Annotated in this window: 12 protein-coding genes; 5 read left to right on the forward strand and 7 right to left on the reverse strand. The window is 62.9% G+C overall.

Going from position 1 to position 16919, the window contains the following annotated elements; genetic code table 11:
* Positions 1 to 131 precede the first annotated feature (131 nt).
* From ACY693_RS04535 to rph, 3 genes are all read right to left on the reverse strand, one after another.
* The gene (locus ACY693_RS04535; RefSeq protein WP_462320643.1) at positions 132 to 839 is read right to left on the reverse strand and encodes a YggS family pyridoxal phosphate-dependent enzyme; all 708 of its coding nucleotides are present in this window, start codon (positions 837 to 839) and stop codon (positions 132 to 134) included.
* A gap of 4 nt (positions 840 to 843) precedes the next feature.
* Positions 844 to 1485 carry an RdgB/HAM1 family non-canonical purine NTP pyrophosphatase gene (rdgB, locus tag ACY693_RS04540; RefSeq protein ID WP_462320644.1) on the reverse strand — a complete coding sequence of 214 codons (642 nt, stop codon included), beginning with the start codon at positions 1483 to 1485 and terminating at the stop codon, positions 844 to 846.
* A 100-nt stretch (positions 1486 to 1585) separates the two neighbouring features.
* Complete coding sequence (rph, locus tag ACY693_RS04545) at positions 1586 to 2302, reverse strand: ribonuclease PH (RefSeq protein ID WP_462320645.1); 717 nt, start codon at positions 2300 to 2302, stop codon at positions 1586 to 1588.
* Positions 2303 to 2538: 236 nt separating this feature from the next.
* Here rph and ACY693_RS04550 point away from each other — a divergent pair, with 236 nt between their 5' ends.
* Both ACY693_RS04550 and ACY693_RS04555 read left to right on the forward strand, forming a co-directional pair.
* Positions 2539 to 3414, forward strand: a complete 876-nt coding sequence (locus ACY693_RS04550) for a YicC/YloC family endoribonuclease (RefSeq protein WP_462320646.1) — start codon at positions 2539 to 2541, stop codon at positions 3412 to 3414.
* A 213-nt stretch (positions 3415 to 3627) separates the two neighbouring features.
* A complete protein-coding gene (locus ACY693_RS04555) occupies positions 3628 to 4569 on the forward strand; it encodes a sulfur oxygenase reductase family protein (protein WP_462320647.1) in 942 nt (313 codons plus the stop codon).
* A 173-nt stretch (positions 4570 to 4742) separates the two neighbouring features.
* On the opposite strand, the gene ACY693_RS04560 is transcribed toward ACY693_RS04555, so the two are convergent.
* The 3 genes from ACY693_RS04560 to fusA form a co-directional block, all read right to left on the reverse strand.
* Positions 4743 to 5264, reverse strand: a complete 522-nt coding sequence (locus ACY693_RS04560; protein ID WP_462320648.1) for a copper chaperone PCu(A)C — start codon at positions 5262 to 5264, stop codon at positions 4743 to 4745.
* 112 nt (positions 5265 to 5376) lie between these two features.
* On the reverse strand, positions 5377 to 6924 hold the full coding sequence (gene pabB, locus ACY693_RS04565) for an aminodeoxychorismate synthase component I (protein ID WP_462320649.1): 1548 nt from the start codon (positions 6922 to 6924) through the stop codon (positions 5377 to 5379).
* 111 nt (positions 6925 to 7035) lie between these two features.
* On the reverse strand, positions 7036 to 9084 hold the full coding sequence (gene fusA, locus ACY693_RS04570; protein WP_462320650.1) for an elongation factor G: 2049 nt from the start codon (positions 9082 to 9084) through the stop codon (positions 7036 to 7038).
* Between the two features lie 266 nt (positions 9085 to 9350).
* On the opposite strand from fusA, the gene ACY693_RS04575 reads away from it, so the two are divergent.
* The gene (locus ACY693_RS04575) at positions 9351 to 10958 is read left to right on the forward strand and encodes a cation:proton antiporter domain-containing protein (RefSeq protein ID WP_462320651.1); all 1608 of its coding nucleotides are present in this window, start codon (positions 9351 to 9353) and stop codon (positions 10956 to 10958) included.
* A 119-nt stretch (positions 10959 to 11077) separates the two neighbouring features.
* On the opposite strand, the gene ACY693_RS04580 is transcribed toward ACY693_RS04575, so the two are convergent.
* Positions 11078 to 11272: a hypothetical protein gene (locus ACY693_RS04580; protein WP_462320652.1), complete on the reverse strand. Its 195-nt coding sequence runs from the start codon at positions 11270 to 11272 to the stop codon at positions 11078 to 11080.
* 201 nt (positions 11273 to 11473) lie between these two features.
* On the opposite strand from ACY693_RS04580, the gene ACY693_RS04585 reads away from it, so the two are divergent.
* Both ACY693_RS04585 and ACY693_RS04590 read left to right on the forward strand, forming a co-directional pair.
* Positions 11474 to 15532, forward strand: coding sequence for an efflux RND transporter permease subunit (locus ACY693_RS04585; protein ID WP_462320653.1), 4059 nt, complete (start codon positions 11474 to 11476; stop codon positions 15530 to 15532).
* Between the two features lie 183 nt (positions 15533 to 15715).
* The gene (locus ACY693_RS04590; RefSeq protein WP_462320654.1) at positions 15716 to 16810 is read left to right on the forward strand and encodes an alkene reductase; all 1095 of its coding nucleotides are present in this window, start codon (positions 15716 to 15718) and stop codon (positions 16808 to 16810) included.
* The last annotated feature ends 109 nt before the right edge of the window (positions 16811 to 16919 follow it).

Raw genomic sequence — 16919 nt, forward strand, 5'->3', positions numbered from 1 at the left:
GATCAGGCTCCGGGCCATGTTGCCGCCGCCGATGAAGGCGATGCGAGTGGTGGTTGAAGGCATAGGCAAGAAGAGTCAGTAACGTCGTGGGGGATGGAGCCCGTGTTGCGTTGGACGCCAGCCCGATTGGACTAACGTCTTGGTCTCGGGCCGAACACGGCCGTGCCGATACGCACCATTGTAGCGCCCTCGGCGACGGCGGCCTCGAGATCGTCGGACAGCCCCATCGATAGGGTCTCGAGCGGCTGCTCGGGCGTTGCGAGCCGATCGCGCAAGGCGCGCAGCTCAGCGAAGGGTCGCCGTTGCGTCTCGATGTCGTCACTGGGCGCCGGTAGGGTCATCAGACCTTCGATGCGCAGCCCTGCGATCTCGGTGCATCGAGCGAGGAGCGTGGGGAGGGCGTCCGGCTCGACGCCGGCCTTGCTTGCCTCGCTGCTCAGATTGACCTGAAGGCAGCAGCGCAGTGGCGTTTCGCCCGATGCACGACGGTGCTCGCCCAAGCGCTGGGCATGGCGCAGATCGCTGAGCCCGTGCACCCAGCTGAAGTGCTCGGCGATGAGCTTGGTCTTGTTGCTCTGGATGCGGCCGATGAAGTGCCAATCGAGCGCCAGATCGGCGAGCAGCGCCTGCTTGTCGCAGGCCTCTTGGACATAGCTCTCGCCGAAGGCGAGCTGGCCATGGTCATGGGCGGCGCGGATCAGCTCGGCCGGCTGCACCTTGCTAACGGCGAGTAGCTGGACGCTGCCGTGCGCACGGCCGAAACGCGCCTCTGCGGCGGCGATGCGCTCGCGCACGGCCTCGAGTCGAGCATGGGCGCCCGTATTGTCAGTAGCGTTCATGATGCTAAGCGCTGAGCCGATAGGGCGTCGGCTGTTCGAGTAGACTTGCGACCAGCGCACGCAATGCTTGACCCCGATGGCTCAGTGCATTCTTGGTCTCCGGCTCCAGCTCCGCCGAGCTCATGCCGTGCGTAGGCACGCCGAAGATCGGGTCGTAGCCAAAGCCGTGCTGGCCGCGGGGGGCGTCCAGGATCAGCCCTTCCCAGGTGCCCTGGCAGATCAACGGGGTGGGGTCATCGGCATGGCGCAGATAGACCATCACGCATTGGAAGCGAGCGCTGCGCTCAGCGGCGGGTCGCTCGGCGAGCGCCTGCAGCAGCTTCTCGCAGTTGGCCTCATCGCTACTCTCGGCGCCGGCGTAGCGAGCCGAGTAGATGCCCGGCGCGCCGTTCAAGGCGTCGACCTCGAGCCCGGAGTCGTCGGCGATGGCTGCGCGGCCACTGCAGCGTGCTGCTTGCCTCGCCTTGAGAATCGCATTCTCGACAAAGGTCAGGCCGGTCTCATCCGCTGACTCGATACCAAGCTGGCCTTGGGGGATCAGGTGCAAGCCAGCGGGCGCGATCAGCGCCTCGATCTCGCGCAGCTTGCCGGCGTTATTGCTGGCAAGGACGATCGTATTCGCATCGATGTCAAGGTTCAGGCTCATGGGCAATCTAAGCTCATATCGGACAGGTCGCTGGAATGGCAACAGGCGCTGCGCATGGACGCTGTAGTGCTCAGCGTCCCGCGCGGCCGGAGCAGCGCGTTCAGTCGGTCAGCGCGGCACGTTGAGCGGTGATGATCTGTTCGATGCCCAGCATGGCCAAGTCGAGCATGGCGATCATCTCAGTGCGCGAGAAAGGCGCCGCTTCGGCGGTACCCTGGATCTCGATCAGCCCACCGTCATCGGTCATCACCACGTTCATATCGGTATCGGCGCTGCTGTCCTCGGCATAGTCGAGATCCAGCACCGGCGTGCCAGCGTAGACCCCGACCGAGACCGCGGCGATTTGTCGTTTCAGTGGTGACTGCAGGAGCTTGCCGCTAGCGACGAGACCTTGGGTGGCAATCTGCAGCGCGATCCAAGCGCCGCTGATGGCCGCTGTGCGTGTGCCGCCATCGGCCTGGATCACGTCGCAATCCAGCGTGATCGTGTGCTCGCCAAGCTGCTTCAGATCGGCCGCCGCGCGCAGCGAGCGTCCGATCAAGCGCTGAATCTCCAGGGTACGCCCGCCTTGCTTGCCGCGCGCCGCCTCGCGTGGCGTGCGCTCACCGGTCGAGCGCGGCAGCATGCCATACTCAGCCGTGATCCAGCCCTGCCCCTGGCCTCGCAGGAAGGGCGGTACGCGCTCCTCGACACTGGCGGTGCAGAGCACGCGGGTCTCACCGAACTCGGCTAGGACCGAGCCCTCGGCCTGAGTGGTGAAACCAGGGGTGAAGCGCAACGGGCGCAGCTGATCGGGTTGGCGGGCGGATGGACGCATGATGCGGCTCCATGGTTTGACGCGGAGGGTTGAGGTGGATCGCGATGCAGAGCAGGCGCTGCTGATCGATGGCGGCGATAACGCTCGCCAGTTTACATGCCTTACCGCGACAGGATTGTCGCATGTGATCGGCAGCGATCAACGGCCGCGGGATGACTGACGCACCGCGACCTCTCTCCGACAGCCCTGATCGCGTTATGATCCAGGGTCATTTTGCAACGCAATCGGTAACGCCTATGGCTAAGAGCATGACCGCCTTCGCGCGCCAAGACCGCAGTTCTGAGGCCGGTGAGCTGACCTGGGAGCTGCGCAGCGTCAATCATCGTTTTCTGGAGCCGCATCTGCGCCTCCCGGATGACATGCGCAGCCTTGAGCCCAAGGTCCGCGAGGTCTTGGGCCAGCGCCTGAGCCGCGGCAAGATCGATGCGAGCCTACGCCTAGGCGGGCGCGGCGGGGCCGATGGTAGCGCTGCTGAGCTTCGCGTCAACACCGCGTTGCTCGAGCAGCTGCTCAAGGCCGCCGACAAGGTTGCCACCCGCATTGGCGAGCCAGCGGCACCGCACATGTTCGATCTGCTGAGCTGGCCCGGGATGCTCGAGGAGGCACCGAAAGACATGGACGTCCTGAGCAGCGCCGCGCTCGAGCTGCTTGATCAGACCCTCGTCGACCTGGTGGAGGCTCGTGCACGTGAGGGCGAGCGGCTGAAGGCATTGCTGCTCGAGCGCTGCGATAAGCTGCTGGAACGTGTCGCCGAGGTTCGGGAACGGATGCCTGAGGTGCTGACGGCCGTCCGCGCCCGCATTGCCGAGCGACTCGCCGAGGTGCGTGCCGAGCTCGACGAGACCCGGCTCGAGCAGGAGATGACCCTGATCGCCCAACGTCTCGACGTCGACGAAGAGATGGACCGCCTGGAAAGCCACATCACCGAGGTGCGCGACAGCCTCGACAGCGACGAGCCCATCGGCCGCCGGTTGGATTTTCTGATGCAAGAGCTCAACCGCGAGGCCAATACGCTGAGCTCGAAATCGCCCGATGCGGCGGTCACTCGAGCCGCTGTTGATATGAAGGTCTTGATCGAGCAGATGAGAGAACAGGTGCAGAATATCGAGTAGACGGTAGCGTCTTGATGGGCTTGCGATACTCGAAGGACGCCGTAACCGCCCTCATCCTCTGGACTCGGAAACCGTCAGTGCGGCTCTATTATCTCGGTGGCGCGGGCGCTGAGTTCAGGTCTGCGCAGGCTCTTATAGCCGCCGCTTGTGGTAGCCTATGTTGACAATCGTCAACCACACCCATGCTGTTGTTCTTACGAGGTAGGTAAATCGATGGATATCAAGGCCCTGTTCGATGCGGAGCCGGCGTCACCGTTGTACGTGGCGATCAATCGCGTGTTGATCCGGAATGACCCGAATCTGATGCGCATGATGAAAGAGGCCAGCAGCAAGATGTGCCTGGCAACGGCGCTCACCCCGGGCTTCCGTGGTTTTGATCTCATGCGTCAGCGCGGCACCTGCCCGATGGGCATGCGTTGGGCCGCGAGCTCTGACATGGGCTCTGAGCTCTCGCACATCTGGATCGACCAGTTTACCTATTGGGACTCCTGGCAGGCGCACGAAGACTTCCATGAGACGTTCGAGGATGTTGTGGTCGAGGCCTGTAGCAAGTGCGGCGGGATGTTGCTCGATGGCCCCGAGGAGCCGGTGTTCCGGATCATCAAGAGCACCTTGCCCAAGCTCATCTCGAGCAATCAGATGATGAAGAAGGGCTTTGGCAACGCCGATGCGCTCAAGGGCTATGCGCTCAATACCGGCGAGTCCGTGATGGTGCTGGCCGAGCACCAGGTTCGGCCCGGCAAAGAGTCGGAGTTCGAGGAAGGCGAGGTCGAAACCATGCAGATGCTGGAGGAGACCCCAGGTGTCCTCGGCTGGCAGATCATCAAGCGCATTGGCTTATCGACGCTCGGTAGCGGTCAGGCAACCTCGAAGTCGATGCTTGGTCAGCTCAAGGGAGAGCCGGGCGCCAAGCTCGAGCGCTCTGCCGAGGTCTGGGAGGGATACACCGTGCCTGCTCAATACCTGACCATGGTCGAGTTCGAGAATATCGAGTTCGCCCAGACCGGTATGCCTCACGTGAACGTGAAGCCGGAGATCCTGATGGTGCATGCCAGCAAGGTGCTGGATAACTGCATCACCAAGCCGACGGTGCGCATCTCAGAAAGCATGTTCAGCGAGCATACCTACCGCGAGGTGCTGCAAGGTCTGCGCTGAGCCTTCGCCGGCTTATTGCTGGGCTCTTGAGACCGGTGTCGTCGCCCAGGCGGCGTAACCATGCCGGTCACGACCTTGATCTGCTTGCCCGGACGACGAGACCCGTCGTCCGGGCTATTTCATCTATTGACTCTAGTCTTGCCGGCCCTCGGCTGAGATCGCCTGAGGCGCCATCAATGCTTCGGCATCGAGCCCATGCCGTGCTCGATGCGCTTGACTGGCAGGCTCAGCGCCTGTTTGCTACCGTCGTCGAAGCCGAGCGTGAGATCGACCTGCTCGCCCGGTTTGAGCGTCCCGGTCAGTCCAATCAGCATGACATGCAGGCCACCTGGCTCTAGCACCACCGCCTCGCCGGCGGGCAGATCGATCTGCTCGACCTGGCGCATCCGCATCATGCCGTCCTCCATGCGGTGGCTGTGCAATTCCACAACCTCAGCGGCATCGCTCTCGGCGGCGAGCAGGGCGCGATCTTGGTCGCTGTGATTGGTCAGCGTCATGAAGGCTGCACTGTTGGGCTGCCCCGGCGGTATGGCGCGCACATAGGCGTCTTCGACGCTGATGCCATCAGCATAGGCAATCGTCGGTAGGCCAAGCACAAGACCGAGTGTTAAGTGCATCAGCACAGACCGGATCTGCTGTGGCCGATCAGACAGAAGGGCAGAGTGGGTATCAACCGCATACAGGGTTGCTGGCATCGAATCATCTCCAAGACTGCTGTGTGGAAACTGCGCTGCCGATCGGACAGGGGCCGCGCGGGTCTGTCAGTTTAAAGGTTTGAACCTCGAGGTTTGAACGGGCGTTGCAGGTTCATCCTGCGGACTCAGGTGCAAGCAGTTCGATCAGGCGTGAGGCCTTATCGAAGGTCTCGCGATATTCCTGATCACAATCCGAGTCATTCACCAGACCGCCCCCAGACCAGAATCGGACCTGTCCGCCGCTGTGGACAATGGTCCGAATGGCGATACTGGTGTCCATGGCGCCATCGAAGCCTAGGTAGCCGATGGCACCGCAGTAGACCCCGCGTCGGTGCGGCTCGAGTGCTTCGATGATCTCCATGGCGCGGATCTTCGGCGCACCGGTGATGGAGCCGCCAGGGAAACAGGCGCGCAGCAGCGAGGCGGCGTCTTCGTCCGCTCGAAGCTCGCCGGTAATGGTGCTGACCAGGTGGTGTACCGAGGCATAGGACTCGGTGGCGAATAGGGTCGGAACCTGAATGCTGCCGGGGCGACAGACACGGCCAAGATCGTTGCGCAAGAGGTCGACGATCATCAGATTCTCGGCGCGATCCTTAAGGCTCTCGGCGAGCGCGCGCTTCAGTGCGGCGTCTTCTTGCGGATCAGGGCTGCGCGGGCGGGTGCCTTTGATCGGTCGCGTCTCGACGCGCCCTTCGCGCAGCGCGAGAAAGCGCTCGGGTGATGAGCTTAGGATCTGGCCGAAGGGGGTCTTTAGATAGGCCGAAAAGGGCGCTGGATTCAATTGCCGCAGGCGGGTATAGGCGCTCCAGGGATCGCCTGTGGCGGGGGCGGCGAAGCGCTGGGCGAGGTTGATCTGATAACAATCGCCCGCGCGGATATAGCGCTTAATCTGCTCGAAGGCGGTAGCGTAGGCAGAAGCCGGCAGATTCGAGCGCAGGGGCTTGTTGGCACGCAGCGGTTCTGTTGGATGCAGGGGCTCGTCCGCAAGCCAGGGGGCGCTCGCCCCCGAGGTATCGCTAGCATGTAGCGTTGGCGGTGCCGCGCTCGGCATCGCGCTGTCCCCGATCTGGCCTGTGCTTGCTGGGTTTAAGGTCGGTTCAAGATGCGGCTGGGCGGCTCGGGCGATTGGCTCGTCCGCCGACGCCGTGGAGAGGATGCGGGAGAAGTGCTTCAGCAGGTGCGGCCAGCGTGCGCGGGTCCGTGCATCTCGGCCGCTGCCAACCAGCCAGCTGCGGCCCTCGGCATGATCGACGAGCAGGGCCCAGTCGAAGATGCCGATCGCCATCTCCGGAAGCCCTTCGGCATCGATCGCGCGCTCCGGCAGACGCTCGATGCGCCGCGCAAGATCGTAGCCGAGCCAGCCGACAGCACCACCGGCGAAGGGTAGGCCAGCAGGGGCCTCGGTACGGGGACCAAGTGCCTGGCGCAGGAGCGCAAAGGGATCGGCCTCGGAGCGACGGCAGCCATGGGCGTCCCGGATCTCAGTGACCGGTCCGTGGGTGACGAGGGTTGTGCTCGGGTCTGCGACCAAGATGTCCCAGCGGCCGCTGCCGCCACAGGCGGCTGCGCTGTCGAGGAACATCGCCCAGGGCTGGTGGCTCAGGGGCGCGAACAGGCTGGCTGAATCGGCGCGATAGGGAAGCTCGTTGAGATAGCGCATCAGTCTTGCCAGCGCCTAGACGATCGGCATGAAGGCTGCCGGTAATCGGGCGCGCCGCTCGACACAGCTCGGCGTGCATGCGCGGCATGAGCCGCGCAATGAGGGCGGTCTTCAGTCGTCGCCGGCGCGCTGATAGGCGTCGGCGAGCTGCTTCTGGATGTTGGCAGGCACCGGCGCGTAGTGGCTGAGCTCGATACTGTAGGTGCCTTCGCCACCAGTGATCGATTTCAGCCGCGATTCATAGCCCTCGAGCTCGGCCAACGGGGCTTCGCCATCGATCAGAATGCGGCCGCGGCTCTTGGCCTCGCTGCCGTTGATGCGCCCACGCCGACCGGAGAGATCACCGGCCAGGTCGCCCATGTTGCTGTCCGGTGCGGTGATGCGGATCTTGACGATCGGTTCCAGGATCGCGGGCTTGGCCTTGAGCACGGCCTCGATGAAGGCCTTCTTGCCGGCGGTGGCAAAGGCAATGTCCTTCGAGTCGACCGGATGCGACTTGCCGTCGTAGACCGCAACGCGCACATCGTCCAGCGGATAGCCGGCGATGGCGCCTTCTTCGAGCACCTGACGCACACCCTTCTCAATGGACGGGATGAACTGGTTCGGGATGCAGCCGCCAACGGTCTCGTCTGCGAACTCGAAGCCGGCGCCTTGCTCGCGCGGCTCGATGCGCAGGTAGACCTCGCCGAACTGGCCGGCGCCACCGGTCTGCTTCTTGTGCCGGTGATGACCCTCGGCCTTGCCGGTGATGGTCTCGCGATAGGGGATGCTCGGCGGCCGGGTCTCGACCTCGACGTGGAACTGCTCTGAGAGCCGCCGCAGCAGGACCTTCAGATGCACCTCGCCGAGGCCTCGCATCACCGTCTCGTTGGCCGCGGCATTGTGCTCGATGTGGAAGCAGGGGTCCTCGGACTCGAGCTTGTGCAGCGCGTCGTTGAGCTTCTGCTCGTCGCCGCGCTTGGCGACATTGATGGCCAAGCCGAACAGCGGCACCGGGCATTCGATGCTGCGCAGATGGAAATGATCCTCCTCGTGCGAGTCATGCAGCACGGCGTCGAAATGGATGTCGTCGACGCGTGACACGGCAAGGATGTCGCCCGGCACGCCCTCGTCGGCCTCGATCAGCTCGTTGCCATGGACCCGGTAGAGATGCGTGACCTTGAATGGCTTGCGCGCATCGCCGATGAAGAGTTGGCTGTTAGGGGCAATGCGGCCTTGGTGCATGCGAAAGATGCCGATCTTGCCGCGGAAGGGATCATTGAAAACCTTGAAGACGTGCGCGATGGCGTGTTTGCTCGGGTCCGGCTCGACAGACACGGGCTTCATATCCGCGCCTTCCCCCTTCATGCAGGGGGGTGGGTTGCCTTCGGCCGGATTCGGCATCAGCCTGACCAGGATCTCCATCAGCTCCGGGATGCCAGCGCCGGTCTCGGCGGAGCAAAAACAGATCGGCACCAGATGGCCTTCGCGCAGGGCCTCTTCGAAGGGGTCATGCAACTGCTCGGGCTTGAGCTCCGAGCCTTGCTCCAGGTAGACCTCCATCAGTGCTTCGTCGACCTCGACCACCTGGTCGATGATCTGGCTGTGCGCCTCTTCGACCGACGAGAAGTCGGTGCTATCGCCTGCAGGATTGAAGAAGCAGTCGATGACGCGCTTGCCACCCTCAGCCGGCAGGTTGATGGGCAGACATTCGGTGCCGAAGGTCTCTCGCAGCTGATCGGTCAAGCCGGCCAGGTCGACGTCAGTGCCATCGATGCGGTTGACGATGATGATCCGGCACAGGTTGCGGTTGTCGGCCGCTTTCCATACGCGCTGCGTGAGTGGCTCGATGCCATTCTCGGCGTTGACCACGATGGCTGCCGTCTCGACGGCATTGAGCACCGACAGGGTGCGACCGAGGAAGTCTGGATAGCCAGGGGTGTCGAGCAGGTTGATGTGCTTGCCGTGGGCGCTGAAGCCGGTCATGCCGACATCGAGCGAATGCTGTAGCTCCTTCTCCATGTCGTCGTAATCGCACACCGTGGTGCCCTTGGCGACGCTGCCGGGCTCGGCGATGGCGCCGGCGCTGGCTAGCAGAGCCTCGACCAGGGTGGTCTTGCCGGAACCGGCGTGGCCGACGAGGGCGATGTTGCGGACGTCCTCGGCATTGTAGTCAGACATGCAGGAACCCTTCTCGCGCTTGATGTGGTTAGCAGGGGTCGGCGCAGCGGTGGCAACCGAGATTAGCGCCGCGAGTATAGCGTAACCAAGCGGTCATTTAAGAACATGGCAAGGTCCGCACGGCACGCCGCGTGCTTTCGCGTGCGTTAGATCAATTCACCCCGTACCATGCCCGGGCGTAAGCCGCCCAGCAAGCTGCCCATCAAGCTGCCTAGCAAGCCGCCCAGCTCATTGTCCGGATCTGCTGTTATTGGAGAACGCTCGGGATGTTCGACATCGTCTGGATCGCGCTCGCCTTTGTCCTCGGACTGGGTGCCCGTCAGATCGGTCTACCGCCCCTCGTGGGTTACTTGGTTGGTGGGTTTCTGCTGCACGCCTTTGGTGCGCGCGAGGATGCACTGATCGAAGAGCTGTCCCATAGTGGCATCACGCTGCTGCTCTTTACCATCGGTCTGAAGCTGAAGCTCAAGAGTCTGGCGCAGCCGCACGTCTGGGGCACCGCGGCCTTGCACATGGTGGCGATGATGGCCTTGCTAGTGCCGCTGTTGCTGACATTGGGCGGCCTTGGGGTACCACTGCTTGCAGACTCCGATCTTGGAGCCGCGGCCCTGCTGGCCTTCGCACTGAGCTTCTCGAGCACGGTCTTTGCCGTGAAGGTGCTGGAAGACAAGGGCGAGATGGGATCGCTTTATGGGACAGTCGCAATCGGCATCCTGATCATCCAGGATCTGGCGGCGGTGCTGTTCCTGGCCTTCTCGGCCGGCAAGATCCCGACACTTTGGGCGCTCTTGCTGCTGTTACTGATGCCGGCGCGGCGGCTACTGCTGTGGCTGTTGAGCCGGGCCGGCCATGGTGAGCTACTGCTGTTGTTTGGTTTGACGCTGGCGATCGGCACCTCGGAGCTGTTCGAGCTGGTGCACATGAAAGGGGACCTGGGTGCGATCCTGATCGGCGTGATGGTGGCGAGTCATCCCAAGGCAAGCGAGCTGGCTAAGTCGCTGCTCGATCTCAAAGACCTGTTCTTGGTTGGGTTCTTCTTGAGCATCGGGCTGCAGGGGGCGCCGAGCCTGGCGATGATCCTGTTTGCGCTTGGCTTGGTCCTGGTGCTGCCGTACAAGTGGTACCTGTTTCAGCGCCTGATGCTCTGGTTTGGGCTGCGCGGGCGTACCGCCTTCCTCGGCGGGCTTACACTGGCCAACTATAGCGAGTTCGGGCTGATCGTCGCGGCGGTTGGGGTCGAGAACGGCTGGCTCGCGCCGCAATGGCTAGCGGTGGTCGCGCTAGCGCTGGCCTTCTCGTTCATCGCCGCTTCGCCAGCGACGAGCCGCTCGCATGCCTGGCACGAGGCGATGAGTGATTGGCTGCGACGGCGTGAGCGCAGGCAGCGACTGCCGGAGGAGGCCGAGATCGATCCCGGTGACGCCAATGCCATGGTGGTTGGCATGGGGCGGATTGGCTGCGGCGCCTATGACGAGCTGGCCCATGAGCGTGGATTGCGGCCGGTTGGGGTGGATGCTGACCCAGATACCATCGCACGCCACCAACAACAGGGGCGCTATGTGGTGCAAGGCAGTGCGACCGATGCGGATTTCTGGCATCGGCTGCATCTCGACGATGGTCACATGCGCCTGGTGCTACTGGCGATGCCGCGGGTCTCGGAGAACCTGTTTGCAGCAGAGCACCTAGGCAAAGAGGGTTTCACCGGGACCATTGGTGCGATCGCCAAGTATCCGGATGACGAGCAAGCGCTGCGTGCGGCTGGCGTGCAGTTGGTCTTCAACCTGTATGCAGAAGCGGGAGCGGGTTTTGCCCAGCATGTCTGCGCGGGCCGCAAGCACGCGATTGACTGTCCCCAGCCTGAGGCCGGCCAGTGACGGTCTGGCCAAGAGTCTGTCCAGTCGCTCGGCCTTCAGCTAGCCCATCCGCATGAGAGGGGGCCGATGGAGCTAGCCACCGGCTCCCGTGGTAACGGTGATCTTCTGGCCTCGGCGCATTAGGCGGTCGGGACAGAACTCGCGCTTAGCGGTGTACTGTTGTGGGGATGGCAACGTCTGTCGGCGTAAGCCGGCTGGGCCTGCGACTCCGCGCCTGTCTCAACGCGAATGAATTCTTTTTTCATCAGGATCGGCATGAGCAGGAAACTGGCAGCACTCATGAAGCCTGCGATCGTCAATGTATCAATGATCATCTATCTGTCCAGCCTCTAGTGGAGGCAATAGTGCAAGATGATTAAAGATTACTAAATACTGAAATACCTAACAAGTCGACCAGTTCACAGTTCCTGCTTGTCGTGCGGGCGCGGTCGGTTATAGTTGCAGCGCCTGCGATGCCAGGTTAAAGCCACCGATCGGGCTTATGCAGTGCCCGGCTTCCTTAGCGAGCGCACCGCATGAATCAAACGACAAACACCGGCTCGTCTCAACAGCCAAGTCCTACTAGCCCGCAGATGCAGGGTAGTGCGCCAAATGCACAGGCGTCGCTCGGCCTCTCCGGGCGTATCGCGCGTGCCTTCATCAATACCCCGGTCACGCCAATGCTCCTCATTGGTGCGCTCTGTATCGGTCTGCTCGGCCTACTATTCACGCCACGCCAAGAAGACCCGAAGATCTCGGTGCCGATGATTGACGTCTTCGTCCAGTATCCGGGTGCGTCGGCGGTCCAGGTCGAGAGCATGGTGACCCAGCCGCTCGAGCAGCTGATGATGGAGCTCACCGGCGTGCGCCACGTCTATTCTGCGACCCAGCGCGGTGGTGCCGTCGTCACGGTGCGCTTCAAGGTCGGCGAAGATATGGGCGAGTCCGTGGTCAAGGTCCACGACAAGCTGCAGGCGAACATGGATCGGATGCCCCCCGACGTGAAGCCACCGCTGGTGAAGCCGGTGAGTATCGATGATGTGCCCATCGTCACCCTGACACTCTGGTCCGATGAGGTCGAAGACAGCCAGCTGCGCACCTTGGCATTGGATGTCTTGCAAGAGCTTGGCTCGATGCCGGATACCGGCAAGGGCTTCGTCGTCGGTGGCCGTGAGGAGCAGATTCGGGTCGAGGTGATGATGGAGCGCCTCGCTGGCTATGGCGTCACACTCGATCGCATTGCGGAGACCATCCGCAGCGCCAATGCCGAGACCCAGACCGGCGCAACCGAGGGCGGCGGGACGTCCTTTAAGGTCTATTCCGGTGCCTTTCTGCAGGATGCGGATGACATTGCTCGGCTTGTCGTTGGTAGCCAGGGCGGCAGACCGATCTACATCCGCGATGTGGCGCGGGTACTGCCATTGCCGCAGGAGACCGACCAGATCGTCACCCATCTGACGGGGCCGGCCTACGAAGGCGATCACCCCGCGAATGGTGCACAGGCCGTCACGCTCGCTATTGCCAAGAAGGAAGGGGCCAACGGTGTGACGGTTGCCCAGGCCTTGCTCGAGAAGCTCTCAAGTCTGGAGCAGCGGATGATCCCGAGCAACGTCGAGGTCGAGGTCACGCGCAACTATGGCCAGAGCGCGAATGACAAGGTCAACGAACTGCTGAAAGCGATGTTCGAGGCGGCGGTGATTGTCTCGATTCTCTGCCTGGTCGGGCTCGGACTCAGGGCTGCGATCGTCGTTATCTCAGTCATTCCGGTCGTCATCCTGCTGACCATCTGGTGGGCCTGGGTGGTTGATTACAGCATCGACCGTGTCAGCCTGTTTGCGCTGATCTTTGCCATTGGCATCTTGGTCGATGATGCCACCGTCGTCGTCGAGAACATCTTTCGGCATTGGCTAGAGGTCGGCAAGACCTCGATCAGCGAGGCCGTTGCCGCGGTCGACGAGGTCGGCAACCCGACGATCCTGGCCACCTTCACCATCATCGCCGCCTTGCTGCCGATGGGCTGGGTCAGCGGACTGATGGGACCCTACATGCGCCCGATTCCGGTGCTGGGCTCCTCGGCGATGTTCTTCTCGCTGATCGCCGCCTTTGTCTTCACGCCCTGGTTTGCGTTGCGCGTGCGCCCAAGGCTGAAGGCGCTGGAGCGCGCCGAGCGTCGCGAGCAGCGCACGCGCGAGATCGTCAGCCGGTTCTACCGACCGCTGGTGATACCGCTGATCGAGAACCGGACGCTGGGCAAGGCCTTTCTGATCGGCACCATCGCTACCACAGCGCTGGTCTGCACGCTGTTCTACTTCAAGGTCGTGCCGGTGAAGATGCTGCCGTTCGACAACAAGCCGGAGTTCAGCGTCGTTGTCAACATGCCCGAGGGCACGGCGCTGCCCGAGACCGCGAATGTGGTGCGCCGGCTCGCCGAGAAGCTCCGGGAGCTGCCGGAGGTGGTCGCGATCCAGACCTATGCTGGCACCGCACAGCCGTTCAACTTCAACGGCATGGTCCGGCATTACTATCTGCGCGAGCAGGCCTGGGAAGGCGATCTGCTGGTGCTGCTCAAGGATAAGCATGAGCGCAAGCGCGGCAGCCACGAGATCGCGGTTGCCGCCCGCGAGCTTCTCGCGCCCGTGGCGGATCGGCTCGGCGCGCGGATCGCCGTGGTCGAGATGCCGCCGGGGCCGCCGGTGCTGCAGACCGTGGTCGCCGAGATCTATGGCCCAACCAGCGAGATCCGGCGTCAGGTCGCGCGGGACATGACGGCCATGTTTAAGCAGGCGGAGGGCGTGGTTGATGTCGACAACTATCTGATCGAGCCATACCAATCCTGGCGCTTTGTGGTCGACACCGAGAAGGCGGTGCGGCGCGGCATCTCGGTCGATACCATCAACCGCAACCTAGCAATGGCCTTGGGTGCGACTCGGGTTGGTGACGTCAAGCGGGGTACGGTGCAGGAGCCGACCTATATCGTCATTCAGGTGCCTCTCTCGCATCGCTCGGAGATCACCTCCCTCGGGAGCCTGCCGATCGGGCAACCGGATGGCGGCACGGTGCCACTGTCCGAGCTGGGGCGCTTCGTTCGCCAACTCGAGGACCCGATGATCTACCATAAGGATCTGCGGCCGATGGAGTATGTGGTCGGCGAGATGGAAGGCCGGCTCGGCGCGCCGATCTACGGCATGTTCGCGGTCGAGGACCTACTCGAGGACTATGACCCCCCTGGACCGGGAGAGCGCATGAGCGGGATGCCAGATGGTCTCATCGGAGCGCCCAGGACCGATTCGGTGGCCGATTTTGAGTGGAGCGGCGAATGGACGGTCACCTACGAGACCTTTCGCGATATGGGCATCGCCTTCATGGCGGCGCTGCTACTGATCTACGGGCTGATCGTCTGGGAGTTCCGCGACTTCGCGATCGCCGGGCTGATCATGTCGCCGATCCCGTTGACGCTGATCGGCATCATTCCCGGCCATCTCATCATGGGTGCCGAGTTTACGGCGACCTCGATGATCGGGATGATCGCGCTTGGGGGCATTATCGTTCGGCAGTCGATCCTGATCGTCGAGTTCGTCAAGATCGAGGTCGCGCGCGGCAAGCCGGTCCATGATGCCGCGGTCGACGGCGCCGAGATTCGGATGCGTCCGATCCTGATCACCTCGTTGACGCTAATGGCCGGCGCCTGGGCCATCATCGAAGACCCGATCTTCCAGGGCATGGCCGTGAGCCTGCTGTTTGGTGCTGGGGTTGCGACCCTGATGGCGGTGATCGTGATCCCGCTTGGCTGCATCTCGCTGACGCGTCGGTTCTATCTGATTGAGACCGAAAGCGGCGAACGGATGTTGTCGGCCGACTACGCCGCGATCGAAGGGCGTGGCGATGGTGGGACCCCATCGCGTCATGAGCCCGATTCCGGGGAGGCAGAGCGCGCTTCAGGTGCGACGCCCACGACAAGCGCCCAAAGGGATGAGGCCTCCGGCAGTGGCCTGCCTGCATGGATGATTGTCTGGTCTGTCCTGGTGGCCGTGCTCTCGGCGCTGATCAATGGGGTGCTAGTGCTTGTCAGACTAGCGCAAAGGTTCATCGAACGGATACAGCGCGAGACCAGCGCCGATAGGGCAGAGACTGAGCCCGAGCCGGCGGATGATCGCGATGCAAGGTCTGCTGTGGAGCCAAGTCCGCAGACCCGCGCTGCGGACTCGGCTGGCGCGAAACATACACAGCAGCCAGGTCAGCCAGAGCGGCCGACAGGAGCGGCCAAGAAGGCTGATGCCGCAGGGGCAGCCAGTGCACCGTCTGAGACAGCAAGAAGGGTCAGTAAGAAAACGGCCGCCAAGAAGGCGACTGCCAAGAAGACGGGTGCTCGAAAGACCGCGTCCAAGACGACCGCAAAGAAGACCGTCGCCAGCAATGCGAGCGCAGGAAAAGCAACGGCCAAGAAGTCCGTTAGCAAGAAGTCCGTTAGCAAGAAGCCGGCGGCTAAGAAGGCGACAGCGCGCAAGGCGACAGCGAAGCCGTCCTCTGGCCAAGGTCCTGCGGCGTCCGAGTCACCGTCGGATCAGAAGCCGTCGCCGAAGGATGTCAATGAATAAGCGGCTTGGCTTCCGGTTGAATGCGAGTCCTTGTCAATCGTCAGAGCGAGTGGCAACCCTGCGATGACCGTCTTCATCGATAAGCTAAGGCTCAAGGAGCAAGCCGATGAAGATCTCTATTTCGCCCGTCGTGATCGGGAGTTGATCGCTCAGCGACGTTTAGCTCAGCACCATGGAGACGCTATGACCAGCTTGTTCGACCCCATTCAGGTTGGAGACCTTGAGCTCCCGAACCGGATTTTGATGGCCCCCTTGACGCGTAATCGGGCAGTTGCCGGCCTCAAGCCCGGCCCGCTTCAGGTCGAGTACTACCAGCAGCGCGCTGGCGCCGGCCTCATCATCACCGAGGCGACCCAGATCAGCCCCATGGGGCAGGGTTATCTGGATACGCCCGGCATCTACAGCACTGAGCAAGTGGCGGCTTGGAGGCAGGTGACCGATGCCGTGCACGCCGCTGGCGGGCGCATCTTTGTGCAGCTTTGGCATGTTGGCCGGATCTCGCACAGCTCGCTCCTGCCGGGTGGTGCACGGCCGGTGTCCTCCACCAATCAGCGCCCGAATGCACGGACCTTCGCGGCCGAGGGCTTCGTCGATGTGTCACCGCCACGGGCGCTGCGGGATGCAGAGATCCCAGGCTTGATCGAAGATTATCGACATGCAGCACGCTCTGCGCTCGATGCCGGGTTCGACGGCGTTGAGGTGCACGGCGCCAACAACTACCTGCTCGAGCAGTTTCTACGCGATAGCGTCAATGATCGCGACGGACCTTATGGCGGCAGCATAGAAAACCGTGCGCGCTTGGTGGTCGAGATCATGCAGGCCATCGCGGTGGAGATCGGCGCTAGTCGCACCGGCCTTCGTCTCAGCCCGATGACGACCTTTAACGACACGCCGCGCGATTCCGATCCGCAAGCCTTGTTCGAGCATCTGGTCAGCCAGCTCGATCCGCTCGGGCTGGCCTATGTGCACGTCATCCAAGGCGAGACCGGTGGTCCGCGCTACCCAGAAGATGCCGCGCGTCCGTTCGACTATGCTGCGCTCAAGGCCTGCTTCAGCGGTTGTTGGATGCTCAACAACGGTTATGGCCCGGATGATGCCCCGCGAGCGCTTGCGGCCGGTGAAGCTGATCTGATCGCCTTCGGCCGGCCGTTCATCAGCAACCCAGACTTGGTGAATCGGCTGCGCGCGGGCGCACCATTGGCGCCACCGAATCCGGAGACCTTCTACGGCGGTGGCGCCGAGGGCTACACCGACTACCCAACCCTGGAGACGCGTTGAGTCGAAGCGATCATCAAGACCGCTTTCTTCGTTGCCGGACTGCAGGCTTGGCCATCCGATCGAAGGGCAGCACCTCTAGGCCGCAATTAGGCCGCAATTAGGCCGCAAT

Source organism: Halochromatium sp., from assembly GCF_054919635.1.